Origin of the sequence: Crenothrix polyspora (genome assembly GCF_900163755.1) — a bacterium.
Taxonomy (GTDB): Bacteria; Pseudomonadota; Gammaproteobacteria; order Methylococcales; family Methylomonadaceae; genus Crenothrix; species Crenothrix polyspora.
This window is the reverse complement of sequence record NZ_FUKI01000098.1, coordinates 47,706-62,515: the sequence shown is the minus strand read 5'-3', so window position 1 is coordinate 62,515 and position 14,810 is coordinate 47,706. Positions and strand designations below refer to the sequence as shown.

General features: G+C 43.3%; 17 protein-coding genes. 2 read left to right on the top strand and 15 right to left on the bottom strand.

Going from position 1 to position 14,810, the window contains the following annotated elements; genetic code table 11:
• Positions 1-478: 478 nt before the first annotated feature.
• Positions 479-2,542, top strand: a complete 2,064-nt coding sequence (locus CRENPOLYSF2_RS07190; RefSeq protein ID WP_087143274.1) for a heavy metal translocating P-type ATPase — start codon at positions 479-481, stop codon at positions 2,540-2,542.
• Between the two features lie 227 nt (positions 2,543-2,769).
• On the opposite strand, the gene CRENPOLYSF2_RS07185 is transcribed toward CRENPOLYSF2_RS07190, so the two are convergent.
• The 8 genes from CRENPOLYSF2_RS07185 to CRENPOLYSF2_RS07150 form a co-directional block, all read right to left on the bottom strand.
• Positions 2,770-4,242: a RimK family protein gene (locus tag CRENPOLYSF2_RS07185; RefSeq protein ID WP_087143273.1), complete on the bottom strand. Its 1,473-nt coding sequence runs from the start codon at positions 4,240-4,242 to the stop codon at positions 2,770-2,772.
• A gap of 120 nt (positions 4,243-4,362) precedes the next feature.
• The gene (locus CRENPOLYSF2_RS07180) at positions 4,363-4,674 is read right to left on the bottom strand and encodes a hypothetical protein (RefSeq protein ID WP_087143272.1); all 312 of its coding nucleotides are present in this window, start codon (positions 4,672-4,674) and stop codon (positions 4,363-4,365) included.
• A 266-nt stretch (positions 4,675-4,940) separates the two neighbouring features.
• The gene (locus CRENPOLYSF2_RS07175; protein WP_245807935.1) at positions 4,941-5,546 is read right to left on the bottom strand and encodes a pyridoxamine 5'-phosphate oxidase family protein; all 606 of its coding nucleotides are present in this window, start codon (positions 5,544-5,546) and stop codon (positions 4,941-4,943) included.
• Positions 5,515-6,048, bottom strand: a complete 534-nt coding sequence (locus tag CRENPOLYSF2_RS07170) for a hypothetical protein (RefSeq protein WP_087143270.1) — start codon at positions 6,046-6,048, stop codon at positions 5,515-5,517. Before CRENPOLYSF2_RS07170 ends, CRENPOLYSF2_RS07175 begins: the two co-directional genes overlap by 32 nt.
• 24 nt (positions 6,049-6,072) lie before the next feature.
• Complete coding sequence (locus CRENPOLYSF2_RS07165) at positions 6,073-6,684, bottom strand: hypothetical protein (RefSeq protein WP_087143269.1); 612 nt, start codon at positions 6,682-6,684, stop codon at positions 6,073-6,075.
• A 19-nt stretch (positions 6,685-6,703) separates the two neighbouring features.
• Entirely contained in the window at positions 6,704-7,096 is a 393-nt protein-coding gene (locus CRENPOLYSF2_RS07160) for a copper resistance CopC family protein (RefSeq protein WP_245807934.1), read from the bottom strand.
• Positions 7,089-7,514, bottom strand: a complete 426-nt coding sequence (locus CRENPOLYSF2_RS07155) for a hypothetical protein (protein ID WP_087143268.1) — start codon at positions 7,512-7,514, stop codon at positions 7,089-7,091. Before CRENPOLYSF2_RS07155 ends, CRENPOLYSF2_RS07160 begins: the two co-directional genes overlap by 8 nt.
• 11 nt (positions 7,515-7,525) lie before the next feature.
• On the bottom strand, positions 7,526-8,197 hold the full coding sequence (locus tag CRENPOLYSF2_RS07150) for a hypothetical protein (protein ID WP_245807933.1): 672 nt from the start codon (positions 8,195-8,197) through the stop codon (positions 7,526-7,528).
• Positions 8,198-8,509: 312 nt separating this feature from the next.
• Here CRENPOLYSF2_RS07150 and CRENPOLYSF2_RS07145 point away from each other — a divergent pair, with 312 nt between their 5' ends.
• On the top strand, positions 8,510-8,965 hold the full coding sequence (locus tag CRENPOLYSF2_RS07145) for a hypothetical protein (protein ID WP_087143266.1): 456 nt from the start codon (positions 8,510-8,512) through the stop codon (positions 8,963-8,965).
• A 108-nt stretch (positions 8,966-9,073) separates the two neighbouring features.
• On the opposite strand, the gene lipA is transcribed toward CRENPOLYSF2_RS07145, so the two are convergent.
• The 7 genes from lipA to mltB form a co-directional block, all read right to left on the bottom strand.
• The gene (lipA, locus tag CRENPOLYSF2_RS07140; protein WP_087143265.1) at positions 9,074-10,033 is read right to left on the bottom strand and encodes a lipoyl synthase; all 960 of its coding nucleotides are present in this window, start codon (positions 10,031-10,033) and stop codon (positions 9,074-9,076) included.
• Positions 10,030-10,635 (bottom strand): lipoyl(octanoyl) transferase LipB, encoded by a 606-nt coding sequence (lipB, locus tag CRENPOLYSF2_RS07135; RefSeq protein ID WP_087143264.1) that lies wholly within the window; start codon positions 10,633-10,635, stop codon positions 10,030-10,032. The genes lipA and lipB overlap by 4 nt, the downstream gene beginning before the upstream one ends.
• 37 nt (positions 10,636-10,672) lie before the next feature.
• Positions 10,673-10,939: a YbeD family protein gene (locus CRENPOLYSF2_RS07130; protein ID WP_087143263.1), complete on the bottom strand. Its 267-nt coding sequence runs from the start codon at positions 10,937-10,939 to the stop codon at positions 10,673-10,675.
• Positions 10,936-11,778, bottom strand: coding sequence for a D-amino acid aminotransferase (locus CRENPOLYSF2_RS07125; RefSeq protein ID WP_087143262.1), 843 nt, complete (start codon positions 11,776-11,778; stop codon positions 10,936-10,938). Before CRENPOLYSF2_RS07125 ends, CRENPOLYSF2_RS07130 begins: the two co-directional genes overlap by 4 nt.
• Positions 11,768-12,940, bottom strand: coding sequence for a D-alanyl-D-alanine carboxypeptidase family protein (locus CRENPOLYSF2_RS07120; RefSeq protein ID WP_419185547.1), 1,173 nt, complete (start codon positions 12,938-12,940; stop codon positions 11,768-11,770). Before CRENPOLYSF2_RS07120 ends, CRENPOLYSF2_RS07125 begins: the two co-directional genes overlap by 11 nt.
• A gap of 104 nt (positions 12,941-13,044) precedes the next feature.
• Positions 13,045-13,821, bottom strand: coding sequence for a septal ring lytic transglycosylase RlpA family protein (locus CRENPOLYSF2_RS07115; protein ID WP_087143260.1), 777 nt, complete (start codon positions 13,819-13,821; stop codon positions 13,045-13,047).
• Complete coding sequence (gene mltB / locus CRENPOLYSF2_RS07110) at positions 13,818-14,810, bottom strand: lytic murein transglycosylase B (RefSeq protein ID WP_087143259.1); 993 nt, start codon at positions 14,808-14,810, stop codon at positions 13,818-13,820. The genes CRENPOLYSF2_RS07115 and mltB overlap by 4 nt, the downstream gene beginning before the upstream one ends.

Here is a 14,810-nt window from a genome sequence, read left to right as displayed (position 1 = left end):
ATTGGCGTAATTTGCCAATCGCAGCAGCTGCATGAGATTCCCCGCACTTTTAATCACACCCGGTGTCATCCCATTTAATCCGGGTCGCCTTCAAGATGGTTTAGCGGCTTTTATTTGTCTTGCCCTTACTTCTGATGATGCCAAACACCTTGCCATAATATTGCAAGAACATCTTATGGCTCCATGTTGACAAGTATCTGAGGCTGTCACGGTATCTACAGTCCCGTTGCAGGGAAACTGTTTTGTACGTGTAAATGCGTGCGAAACATTTACTATCCGGCTCATTATCTATCTCTCAAAAAACTTACAAATTATCGGTATGATAAAATTATATATTTTATTGTATTTTTTGGCTTGTGGTTAAGGATCAGGTTAACGGGTACTTCTGGATTCAAGCTGCCAAACCAAATCTTTTTTTTAAATTCAGCAAGTATCAGGATGAACTAAATTAATATTCAATTAAAAGGGGTTCAGATTCATGATTCTTGAATTAACTACATTAAGTAGTGTGTTTTGGGTTGGATATAAAAACTGGCAAAAGCAAGACCAGGAACACAATAAAAGCATTTTAACCAAACAAAAAATAAAACTTGAGAATAATGGCAGAGATAAGAAAAATATTATTCCTTTTGAAAAAAGAAAATTAATAAGCGTTCTGACTAATGAAACAAGTGTTCTGACTAATGAAATAAGCGTCGTTTCCAAAAAAGAATTGTTTAGCCGCTCAGCAGCCTTAACTCTATCTGGTATAGGAACAGTTTTACACTCCCCTATTACCTACTTGGCTGTTCCTTTTTTGTTGTATTCCATAAAAGGCTTGTTGGTCACTGCTGCAAAATTATTAAGAAATGGAAAAATTGATATTGAAACGATATTATCAGTTGGGATTTTGAGTTCAATTCTTCATAAAAAAATATTTCTTGCCAGTATGCTGGGTCTATTTTTTCGGATGTCTGACATTTTAACTGCAAAAGTTATTCAGGAATCCCAGCAAAACTTGGTAGGTGCTTTTGAGCAAATCCCTGAAAATGTATGGCTATTGGAACAAAATTCTGAAGTTTCTGTGCCGTTATCTAAAGTAAGATGTGGCGATATTTTGGTTGTGAATGCCGGCGAGGTAATTCCTGTTGATGGTCATATAGTGCATGGCATGGCAGGTATAGATCAGCATAAATTTACCGGTGAATCCCTTCCCATAGAAAAGGGGGAAGGGGAAAATGTATTTGCCATGACATTTGTTCTGTCAGGAAAAATTCACATTAAAGTGGAAAAGGCAGGCACAGAAACCAGTGCCATGAAAATATCAGAGATTCTTGAAAACACCACTGAGTATAAATCATTAACAACGCTACGGGCGGAAAAATTCTCCCGACAAATGGTTTATCCAGCGGTGCTTACAGCTGCTGCTGCTTGGCCATTATTAGGCAGCAATGCTGCTACGGCGGTACTATTTATTCATCCTAATAAAAGACTTCTGTTTACTGCCCCCATTAGTTTGCTTAAATACCTTAAGTATGCGGCAAATCAAGGCATTCTTATTAAAGATGGGCGATCTCTTGAATTGCTCAGTCAGGTTGATACTCTGGTTTTTGATAAAACAGGAACCCTTACTGAAGACCAGCCCCTTATTGGTACTATCCACCCCCTTTCAACATATTCTCAAAATGAGATTTTAAGGTGTGCTGCGATAGCGGAGTTTAAGCAGTCGCATCCACTTGCAAAAGCAATTTTGGACGAAGCGGAAAAAAGAGGGCTTTCACTGGATGTGCCGGATCAAACCGAATATAAATTAGGCTATGGGGTAAAAATACAAACTAATGGAAAAAATATTTCGGTAGGAAGCCCTAGGTTCATGGAGGCCGAGAAGATATTGATGCCTGATAGAGTCAATGAAATAAAGGCCGATCTCAAAAATAAAGGCCATGGCCTCGTGATGGTATCAATAGATAATGTGGCTGTTGGTGTTATTGAGCTGCTTCCAAGTGTAAGGTTAGAGTCTCACGCCATAATAAAAAAACTGAAGAGTCTCAAGCAAATCAAGAAAATATATATCATTTCTGGGGATGCAAAGGCACCTACACAAAGACTGGCGCATGAATTAGGTATTGATTATTTTGCTGAAACGTTACCCCATGAGAAATCTGCTTTGATTGAGCAACTGCAACAAGAAGGGAATTTTGTGTGTTATATCGGTGATGGAATAAATGACACTATTGCCATGAAGCAGGCACAAGTCTCTATTTCCTTATCAGGTGCCTCACGGGTTGCCACCGATACTGCGCAGATTATATTGCTTGACCAAGGTATTAGTCATCTCCCGCGAGTATTTGAGCTGGCCAATGGAATGAATCGCCATATGAGCAATCAGATAAATACCACCATGGGGGTTAGTATAATGGGGATCAGTGGGGTTTTTTTACTGGGTTGGGGGATTTCTACAATAATGCTACTCAACATCGTGAGTTTATTGGGTACTTTAGGTTATTCTCTAATAGATAAACCCAAATTAAATTCCCCTAAAAATCCCGACCTGTACGATTAGCCTAAGCCATTTTTGCCTTTGCCACCCATGAAAAAGAGATGGTGCGATCTTCGGCTGCCACTTAAAACGGGGCATGGTGCAAGGCTTAATCGTTCGCTTTGAACCTGTCGAAGGGTGGGCGGTTAAGCCGATCATGGTTCGACAAGCTCCCCACGAACGGCCTAACCTGTAAATTGTCCCGCTTTAGATATAAAGTGGGTAGCCCAGTTTTGCAAGGACTAGAAAAATTATAACCCCTTACTACGATTCTCCATGCGCCGTAAAAACTCCGCCATCACCAGATGATACAACTCATCGCCTAAATATTTATCTTCAATACCGCTGTCAATATTAGGGTTGTCATTGACTTCAATGACATAACCTTTACCATTTTTTTCTTTAACATCGACACCGTATAAACCATCGCCTATGGTTTGTGTGGCTTTTAACGCGGCTTCCAATACGTGTTTAGGCACATCAAATGTCGCCATCGTATCAAAATTGCCGCTGTCCACGCGGGTTTCGTTATGGCGGTAAATTTGCCAGTGATTTTTCACCATGTAATAACGGCAGGCGTATAAGGCCTTATTATTAAACACCCCGATGCGCCAGTCGAAATCGGTATACAAAAACTCTTGCGCCAGCAGCAAGGCTGATTGTTGAAATAATTCAGCGACTTTTGTCTCTAAATCTTTGCGGTCAGTGACTTTAACAATGCCGCGCGAAAACGAGCCATCGGGGATTTTTATCACCACGGGAAAACCGGCTTCGGCTTCTACTTTGTCTAAATGGCTGGCGTTACCCCGGTGCAAAATCCAGGTTTTGGGAGACGGTACTTTGTGGGTGCGGAACAAATCGGCTAGATAGACTTTATTGGTACAGCGCAACATGGAAGTAGGATCATCCACCACAATTAAGCCTTCGGCTTCGGCTTTTTTGGCGAAACGGTAGGTGTGGTGGTCAATGCCGGTGGTTTCACGGATGAACAAGCCATCAAATTCGGGCAGTCTGGCATAGTGTTGTGGTGAAATCAGTTCCACTTCTATGCCTAATTGTCTGCCAGCATGAATGAATTTTTTCAGTGCCGCACGGTTGCTGGGTGGCATTTTTTCGCCTGGGTTGACCAGTATAGCCAGATCGTAACGCGCGGATTTTTTGGCACGGCCTTTGTGCCAGACTTTTTTGCTAAACCGATCCAAAGCCGTGGCAAATAAGGTTTCTTGGGCTTCATTCAAATCACGGTGCGAGATAGCTTTTAGGTTGGTAATATCCCATTGCTGGCGAAAACTTAAGGTAATCTCCAGCACAGGGCAGGAGAAGCGTTCAAACAATAAACGCGCCAGCTCCTGAAAAGCGGTATCCGGCGTTGTGCCAAAATAGCTGATCACAGTGACATCGCTGGTTTTATCACAGCTTTTTAAGGCTTTGGCCAACGCTGCCGATAAATCTTCAATCTGTAATTGGTATAAAGCCTGTTTTTCTAAGTCATTTAAGACTTTAACCGAGGGAATAACGTGATGGCCGCGTGCTTCGGCCAGTAACGAGCAGTAATAGCCATCGGATAAATACGAATAACTGCCGCACAAATTTATGATACGAACGCGATGTTCTGATTCGTTTTGTTCGGTGGCAAGATAGGTTTCAAAGGTAATAACGTGATCGCTAGGGTAATAGGGGCTCCAGTCGGAAAGTCTATCCACAACCAGAAGAGTGCGTGCCATAGTAAAAAAATCCTTAAGTTTAGTCAGCTACAATTTTGATCGTAGTATGGCTTTTATACAAGGATATTTGCATATCCTTTGTCAATATTTGCTTCTGAATGGGTAAAGGAAGACGTATTTTTAGCGTAATCTTGTTTTTTTAAGTCTATCCAATGCCTCAGATAAAATGTCTTCGACATCGTCCACAAATACAGCTGTCTCATCACTGATACCTATTTGTTGGGCAATGTTTTGAACGAGTAGAAATGTATTTTTCATGTGTCTTAAGTTTTGCACACACTCCCAACTCATTGCGGCAGTAATGTAAAGCAGCAGTTGTGAGCAATCTTTAGTGCGATGTTCGTTTTCGACAGATTGCTTTAGAAGTGCCCACGAATTCAGCAAGTCGCTGAATAGGGGTTTTTCGTAGTGGGGTGTTTGATAAACAGCCATAATTATCTACTTCACTGAGTATTATTGAATATAGGAACATAGCCTACAGAGGCTTTGCTGAATACACACTGAACACTAAAAGAAAAGGTTATTCATTACATCCAAAAACAGACGCGCTTAGTAGTATTTTAAATTGAGTTCTTTTGTGATTTGGTCTTTGTCAAAAAAATCGTGACATTCTTTGTATTCTCGTAATGAGCATTCATGTTTTTCGTTGTAATGAAGGTAGCATGCGCTGTTATGAAATTTTAAAGGCCTGGGACAGATTAAGTATTCTTGGCCAAGATGTGGGTGGGTATATTATCCAGACTGCTTTGATTCTTTTCTTCCCAATACTGCTGCAAACCGCCATCGCCTTTTTTGACTGCCCAATCCTTTAGTAATTCACGATCTTGCTGGTAAGAAAAGTACGGCACGGCCATTCCACAGGAGGTTTGCACCAAATCGATAGCGAGGTCGAAAATTTGTCGAGCGCCTGCTATGGGTTCGAGCAAAGGGTAAAGTGCATCCCATTCGGCATTATTTTTGTGGATGACTTTAGCCGTGCCATAAAGACGCAGGATGAGTGGCGCACCCTCAAATGCGCAGAACATGATGGTCATGCGTGGGTTAACTTGAACATGGGCAGCGGTCTCATTGCCACTACCGGTTACATTGAGCCAGACCGCGCGATTTTTCCCCAGAATCCGAAACGAATCCATACCTTTAGGCGATAGGTTGACCCGACTGTCGGCAGTGGCGGTTGCCACGAAAAATATTTTTTGTGCCGCGATGAAGTGCGTGTGTTTGTCGGATAATTCGTTATAACGCTGCCCCATAGTTTGCCTTTGTGCGTTGCGTTTACGGCGTATTTTTAAACGACTGGTTAGCAAACGGATTGCTAACAGGCCGTTGAATCACATTAAAACCAAAGTCATTAGCTTGGTGGCAACTATTACAGCCTGCTGTTATATTGTCGTAACCGGTGCGAAAATCAGCGGCATTTTTGGCTTTAATAGCGGTTTCTGTTTGTGCTAATGGCGCTTTCATATAAGTCGCCATTAGGTCAGGAATAGAGCCTTTAACTTTATCATGGGTAGGATGGTATTTAGCCAGATCATCCAAACCTTCGTGGATTTCTTCCAGTTCATAATCCGCTAATTGCCAGTTTTTGGCTTTACCGGCATACCATAATTTATGATGCCGAGTACTGATTTGTGCCATAAATTCACCTAAACCAGGTGCGTAAGCCGTGTTTTGAGGGGCAGCACTGATTTGCGGTGGGATGGCCTTGACGGGTTGTGCAATGTGTTCAGCACACGCCGTCAGTAATTGAGTTTCACACAGCACAGCGGCAATCAGCAGCAATTTTTTCAACGGAGAGTAATTCGACATGATGGATTCCAGAATGGCTTGAGATTAAGCCGTGGCTTTCGGCTTAAGAAAGCGTGGCAATAACACGGCCAGCGCAATGGCTAAGGCGGCCATAAAACCAAAAAATGACAGCATGGCTGATTTGGAAGCCGGTTCTACAATATCCATTGCCACGGTAATAGGAATGCGCAGCGCACTGATTTCGGTGGGCGTGTGCAAATCGTTATCAGTAATAGTGAGTACTACGGTGTAAGCACCTTTGGTTTTAAAATCTACCGTGCCGGTAATAACGCCTTGTTTGGCCATAGTGGGCGGTGTTTCTAGCAATACTTCGCCTTTGTCGCCGCTAATTTTCATGCTGACTTCCTTGTGGCGCACGTCTTTATCCAGCAAGTCTACGGCAATCTGTGTTTGCCCTAATGCGGGGAGGGTGACGCATTCCGGTGGCGGCATTTTTTTAGGGTCTATGGCTTTGCCAACTGGGGTTTGAAACGCGGCAAAGTTGGCGATGTAATAATCGTTGCTTTGCATACAGCCGTACAAATCGTATTTGCCATCGGTGGATTTTCTCACGCCGCCCAAAGGGATGGAGGCAAACACGGTGCTGCTAGTTAATAATAAAGCGGCGCTGATTAGGTTTTTTGTTAATTGATTCATAATTTCACCGGTTGGCGCTTTAGTTTTTAATGGTAAAGCGACGAATGCCGCTGACGATTAAACCGTCTTCGGTAACCACGCGATAGCGGATAACGTAAGGGCCTGCGGCCAGTGTTTTGGTGCTGGCGGTTAATTTGCTGCGTGGACCAATCACTAAGGCGACATCTTTATTGTCTACGCGCGTACCAGTGCTGTCGACAACCAACAAAGAAGGCCAGCGTTCGCTGACATTACCGCTAAACGATAAGTTGATTTTGCCGTCGAATTTCGTCAGTTCGGCATTGTCTTGCGGCTGTCCTGCTAATAATACCCCTTCGGCATGCAGCGCGGGTAGGTATGTGAGTGTGGACAGTAATACAATGCACAGTGTTATTTTATGAGAGGTGAATGTCATAGGTTTCAGTTTACGCATAGCCAAATAGTCCGGCGATAAATAAGACAACGGGATCGATTAATGGGTGGAACAGGCCGAGCATTAAGAAAGCTAATGCACCTAAGAAAAACGCTACAAAAGCCCGTAAAGAAAAATCCTGTTTACGCCATAAATAATGGAAAATCAGCCAGGTGGCCAGCCAGACAAACACGGCAAGTGTCTCTTTACCGCTGTAATTGCCAATGCTGCCATCAGGGCCTGTGCCGGTAGAGCCTGGCATCCAGTAACCATAAGAGTGAATGAGTTTGTCCAAGCCTTTGGTTAAGCGCGAGATGTGGTGGGTTACCACCAAGGTCAGCATACCTAATAAAGCTGACAAGGTCGCGGCAATCACAGGGCCTGAATACGTAGGCGTATCGGTTTCTAGTGGGGTTGAACTTTGTTTATCAGTGTTCATGTTTTATGCCCTTAAACAAAGCGCAGCTTTGCCAAAATTAATCCGGATACAAAACCCAGCATGATAAAAAACCAAGCCGACATAATAATAATACCGAGAAATTGTTTGATGTCATGACGAATGTGTAGCGTGTTTTTATAGTACAGCACAATAAAGCTGGCGATAACCATTAAAGGGAAGGGGAATAAAGATACGAATTCTTTAAATTCCATCAATATATTATGAAAATCGGGTACGGATTGTAATATCCAATCTCTGGGGCCATCTTGTCCCCGATAGCGCATGTAAATCCAGTTACCGCTGATAATGGCCAATAAATTGAGGAAAGTCGATGCCAGCGTCCAGTTTCTGAGTGATGGATAGTTGGTTTTTGCACCACGCAATAAAAAATACGCACGGTGGGTCATAAACGTACCGACCACCAGTGCCGAAATAGTAGAGACACCGTGTACAGCAGCTTTTAACGCATATTGCGAGGGGAAAAATAAATCAAAGCCCACCAACATCAGTAACAAGGTTAATGCGCCACCGGCTTGCAGACGTATTAAAATTTTGGTTAATTGCTGAGAATCAATAGCATCATGAGCCATAGTGATGTAAGTACCTGTGTGTTGAGTGTCATTGCGTATCGGTATTAATGTCTTAGAGGTATAACGCACCGATTTATTGCTTGTTTGAGCCAACAGAGGATTATCGCTGATTAACGCTGTTTTGAAAACTACATTATTAGCATGGCGTGAGTCTAAAAGGTTAGGCTAGCTGTTGTTTGGCAACCGAGCATGTACAACTTGACAGTATTAGGCTGAGAAAAACGTTTAATTTACAGCCTATATTTTGTCTTAATTTAAGCTGATGGCTAAAATAAAGCTATCGGTTTAAGATGGACAATAAGTGATTTTAAGCTAGTCTTGTGAATAGTAATCAAAGATATTTGCAAAAAATAGTATATTTTGTTGTTGTATTGGTTACATAAGTTAATTACTTTGGAGATTATTATGTTGAAATTTCGTTGTTTTCCTGCTGTTTCATTAATTTTATTAGCAGCGACTACATCCGTATCCGCCACAACGTTGATGCGAAAATCGACAGTCCCAGGCTTTGTTATGCAAGAATTTTCTTTGTATACAACATGTACTTTAGATGATAAAGGTATAGTGACAACAACAAATCAGCTAAATGGTTTAATATCCAGTAAGGCAGCATCGGTACACGTAAGTGTTGAAAGTTTAAAAGACGCTATTACTGAAGCGGCCTTAGGTATTATAAAAAAACCAGCGCTTCAAATAGCCGATATGCCAGTAACAACCTATGTTGCTTATCAAAAATTGGATGATGTTAGGTTAAAAAGAGTATTTTTATACGAAGACAACGGTAATCAAGATAACAGTACTTACAATGAAAGCTCAAAAGCATTGATGCTGCGCAATTTTATGGATGCACTGTGTAAATAACAGCTGCTAAGGAGCGTGCATGAAATAACTTGAACAACTTAAACGCCACCACCGTTCGTGCTGAGCCTGTCGAAGCATGAACTTGCTCAAGTTATTTCGTGCGCGTTCCTAAGCAATGATGGCTTGCGCTTGAAGATCAGCATGATAAGACGATCTTACCATCGGCGCACTGGCCACTTGTTTAAAGCCTAACGAAGTTGCCATTGTGCCGTAGTCATCAAATTGTTGTGGGGTTATGTAGGCTTTAACCGGTAGATGGGCTTTACTAGGTTGTAAATATTGGCCTAAAGTGAGCATAGATGCCCCGTGTGCCAACAAATCTTTCATCACTTGGTGAACTTCTTCAGGTTCTTCGCCCACACCTAACATTAGGCCGGATTTGGTCGGGATATGCGGCAACGCGTGGTTGTACTGGCGCAGTAAATCCAATGAACCTAAATAATCAGAACCAGGGCGTACTTGCTTGTATAGTCTGGGCACGGTTTCCAGATTATGGTTAAACACGTCACACGGCGCTTGCGCCAAAATAGTCACTGCTTTTTCAACACGGCCACGAAAATCCGGCACCAAAATTTCTATTTTGGTGGCTGGGCTTTGCTGGCGAAGCTTATTAATACACTCGGCAAAATGGCCAGCACCACCATCGCGTAAATCATCACGGTCTACCGAGGTAATCACTACGTATTTTAATGCCATTGCGGTGATCGCATCGGCCAGGTGCTGTGGTTCGTTGGCATCTAAGGGCAACGGTTTGCCGTGCGCGACATCGCAAAACGGGCAGCGCCGAGTACATAAATCACCCATAATCATAAAGGTTGCCGTACCGTGGTTAAAACATTCGGCCAGATTGGGGCAGGCAGCTTCTTCGCATACGGTGTGTAATTCGTATTGGCGTAGCAGTTGTTTAATGCGGGTAATTTCGCTGCTGGCGGATACTTTCACGCGAATCCAATCCGGTTTGCGTAATACGGTTTCAGGCTGTTCCACTTTAATCGGTATGCGTGACAGTTTTTCGCTGTTACGCTGGTGCGATTGCGGGGTAGAACGCGAAGGAGCTTGATAGGTCATGAATGTAATGCCGTGGTGAGGGCGTTGGCAACGCGGTTTGCAAGTTGGTCAGTTGCAATGATTATACCGAGATCGGCCAGTTGTGTGACTTTTAGATCTGCATAACCGCACGGATTTATATGATCAAACGGGCGTAAATCCATGTGATTATTCAGGCTTAAGCCATGATAGCTACAGTTTTTTTTAATACGTATACCAATGGAGCCAATTTTTTTAGCGCCGACATACACACCGGGTGCATCAGCTCTGGCTTTGGAGTCTATGCCGTAACTGGCCAATACATCAATCATGGCATGCTCTAATAGGCTAACCAATTGGCGGATATTGAGTTTTAAGCGGGTTAAATCCAGTAAAGTATACATAACAACTTGGCCAGGGCCGTGGTAAGTCACTTGGCCGCCACGGTCGCAGTGGATAACGGGGATGTTGCCGGTGTTTAGTAAGTGTTCGCGTTTGCCGCTTAAGCCTAGCGTGTATACAGATGGGTGTTCTACTAGCCACAGTTCATCTTCGGTTTCGGGCGTGCGATTAACTGTGAATTGCTGCATGTCGCGCCAGATGGCTTCGTAGTCTTGTGTGCCTAGGTGGCGGATGGCAGTCATTGGTTGAATAGTGCGTAAGCGATATGAACAATAACCGCTATATCACCATTAAAATATGCGGATGGCCACTTAAATCCTGATAAATGGCATCCAATTGCGGCTTGCTAGTAGCGGTGACAGTGACGGTGATTGACACATACGTGCCATTTTTGCTGGGGCGTGTGCTGATGCGGTCTTCGGTTAAGCTATCGGTATGGCGACGTACAATGTCAATCACCAGCAAATCCAGCTCCACATCGGCCTTTCCCATCGCTTTAATGGGAAATTCGCACGGAAAGACTAAGAGTGTTTCTTCTTCGCTCATGCTAACGATTGTTTATATGCTTGAAATAACTGGTTCATTTTAAGCCATACCGCGCCAGGTTTACCGTCACCAACCATGCGTTCATCACACTCAACCACAGGAATAATCTCGCGGGTAGAGCTGGTAATCCAAATTTCGCTGGCGGTTTGTAGTGCGGCTAAACTGAAGCTCTGTTCTTTACAGGGAATAGCATTTTTTTGAGCAAGCTCCAAAATCACATCACGGGTAATACCGGGTAATATGTCAGCGCTTTTGGGCGGTGTTATTAACACGCCATCAATCACCGCAAATACATTGCTGGCAGCGCCTTCGGTCACATAGTCGTCTTTAATTAACAAGGCTTCTGCACAGTGTTGATCGATGGCTTCTTGCCGGTGCAAAATATTGGCCAGCAAGGTGATAGCCTTGGTATTGCACAGCTTCCAGCGGCTATCGGTCATGGTCAGCACCTTAACGCCGCTATCGCGTTCTGCCATCGGCACAATCGGCGAACACATGGCAAACACGGTCGGTGGGGTATTTTCCGGAAAGCCATGATCTCTTTTGGGCGCAGTACCACGGGTAATTTGCAGGTAAATGTACTGATCCTGTGTACCGATTAATAGCGGCGTTAAAATAGCCGACCATTGCTCACGGCTGTGCGGATTGGCTAAGCGTATTGCCGCCAAACTGTTTTCCAGCCTAATAAGATGCTCTTCGAAATGAAATAAGTGTCCGTTGTAAGCAGGAATGACTTCATAAATACCATCACCAAATAAAAAACCTCTATCCAGTACGGATATTTTGGCTTCGTTCAGCGGTAAATAGTCGCCATTCAAATACACGGTATTATTTTGCATCGGATTTTTCCATTAATTGCAGAGCGCTATCGATCAGTCGTCTAAAAATACTGCCTTTTTCCACTGCTTTCAGTGCGATTAAGTCTTTTTTAATCAGCATTTCGCCTTTTAACGTTACGTCAACTGAGCCAAATTTATCACCGACTTTAACAGGGGCGAGAATTTTTTTGTCGACATTAACCACGGCTTTCATGTCTTGATAATGACGGCGTGGTACGGTGACGTATAAATCTTCTGCTAAACCCAGTGGTAATATTTTTTCCTGGCCTTTCCAAATTCTGGCTTCGTTTAAGGCTTTGTTGCCTTCATATAAACGGTGTGATTCAAAAAACCGGAAGCCGTAATTCAACAAAGTCTGGTTTTCGACGGCTCTGGCGGTCTGGCTTTTGGTGCCCATAACGATGGAGATAAGCCGCATTTCTTCTCTTAGCGCAGAAGCGACCAGGCAATAGCCAGCTTCTTCGGTATGCCCGGTTTTAACGCCATCCACCGTGCCATCGCGTGACAATAATAAGTTACGATTTTGCTGGGTAATTTTATTGTAGGTAAATTCTTTTTGCGAAAACCATTTGTAATGCTGGGGAAATTCTTTAATCAGTGCGCGGGTTAAAATACTCAGATCCCGCGCTGTGGTGTAATGTTCTTCAACCGGTAAACCATCCGCATTTTTAAAATGCGTGTTTACCATGCCTAATCGCGCGGCATTTTGGTTCATCATTTCAGCAAAGGTGTTCTCATCACCAGCAACGTGTTCGGCGAGGGTTACACTGGCATCGTTACCCGATTGAATAATAACGCCTTGCAACAGGTCTTCAATTTTAACGCGGTCGTTAACCTGAACGAACATTTTAGAACCGCTGGTTTTCCAGGCTTTTTCACTGACAGTCGCCACATCATCCAAATGCAGGCGGCCACTTTCAATTTCTTTGAACACCACATAGGTGGTCATGATTTTGGTTAGACTGGCGGGCGCTAATTTAGCATCGGCGTTGTTTTCCGCCAAAATTTTGCCAGTGTGAAAATCTAACAGGATATGGCTACTAGCCGCAATAGTGGGTGGCGCAGGCGTTTCAAATTTGCCAGGTTCGGTCAGTGAAACAGGCGCTGCCGGAACAGGTACAATCTTGGCATCTTCCGCCAGTATCTGGGAAGATGCGCTCAAAAGACTGCAAGCTAAAAATAGGTGAAAATGGGTAAATCCTTTGGCAGGCATCATTATTATAGAGAAAGTTCAAGTAAAACATTCTCTATATTGTAGCATGTGATTTACATTTGTTTGGCTTCAGCAATAAATTGTGTGTTTTTTATGCCTATTCTTGATAGCTTGTCGGCGATTTGATCGGCATGTTGTTCTGATTTTATAGGGCCGATTTGCACAGTATAAAATATGGATTTTTTATAACTGGATTGAGTGATACTTGATGTGGGTAAATTTTGTTGGGTAAGTGTATGTCGCATAGCCATTGCCGTTTTTTGGCTAGGGAAACTGCCCACTTTTACATAAATATTTTGTTCAGAGGCTGCGGCGGCTACTTGCTCGGTGTGTGCTGGTGTTGTAGCGGCTCTATGAGGACTGCCGATGGCTTTAATAACTACAGATCCTGCGCCTTGGCTTTGTATGCCAAGTTTTTTAGCGGCAGCATAAGATAAATCTAGAATTCTATTGCCGTGAAACGGGCCACGGTCATTAATACGGACGATAACGCTACGGTGATTAACAAGATTAGTGATTTCTGCGTAAGATGATAAAGGCAGGGTTTTATGCGCGGCGGTCATGGCGTACATATTAAATTTTTCGCCATTAGCAGTTTTTTTGCCGTGGAAGCCAGGGCCGTACCAAGAGGCGACCCCTTTTTTTATATAGCCGGTAAAGCGGGGCAGGAAGCTATCTTTGTCAGACTCTAGGTCTGATTCGATAGTGTTGTAACTGTTAGAAGAGGGGGTAGTGCTGTAATAATTTTGCCGAGAAGCTTGAGCGGTTAGGCTGTGGGCAGACAGAAAACACAGCATAACGCCCGAAACAACTAATTTTAATCTGGTCATGGAAAAGAACCCTTTTTATTTAAGATAGATTCACTTAGCTGAAAAACTGCCATGGCATATAAGGGGCTGTGGTTATATCGGGTAATGACATAAAAATTGTTTAAACCCGCCCACAACTCGTTGCCCTGTGGCTGTTCAAAGCTAAGCAGCTTTACTTCAGTGTCTAAAGGTAGTGCTTTCAATGTAGTTAAGTTGAGTGATTCTAACGCAGCTATTCTTAACTCCGGCTTAAGGTCTTTGCTTAATTTGGCTTTATAATCATCGTTTTTGGCTATTATTGGCACGGCAATAAGCTGATTTTTTTGCCAGTGGTGTTGTGCCAAGTAGTTGCCAATACTGGCGATGGCATCATCGGGCGTATGCCAAATATCGGCATGGTTATCTTGGTTGAAATCAATTGCATAATTTAAAAAACTGCTGGGCATAAATTGTGGCAACCCCATAGCCCCGGCATAAGATCCGGTTGGGGTGAGTGGATTTAGTTGCTGTTTTTTGCACAGTTCTAAAAATTTTTCTAATTCACCGGTAAAAAATTGACTGCGTGGCGGATAGGCAAATGATAAGGTCGATAAAGCATCAATGACGCGGTAATTGCCGGTTTTTTGTCCATACAGGGTTTCTACGCCCAAAATGGCGACAATGATTTGCGCTGGTACGCCATAATATTGTTCGGCTTTTGCTAAGGTGGCCGCGTTGTCTTGCCAAAATTTTACGCCTGCGTTAATACGGGTATCGGTTATAAATATTTTGCGGTATTTATACCAAGGCATTGCTTCGGCGGGTGATGAGATTTTTTTGATGATGTCGTCTTTAATTTCAACAGATTGAAATAAATGATCTAACTCCGCTCTATTATACTGATGGTCAGTCACCATGCGCTCAATGAAGGCAGTTTTAGCATCGGTTTGATTGGGCGAATGGGCACACGAGATCAATGCCACACAGGCACAGCATAGAGCGTTGCGTAATAGGGGTTTTGATAGTTTCAT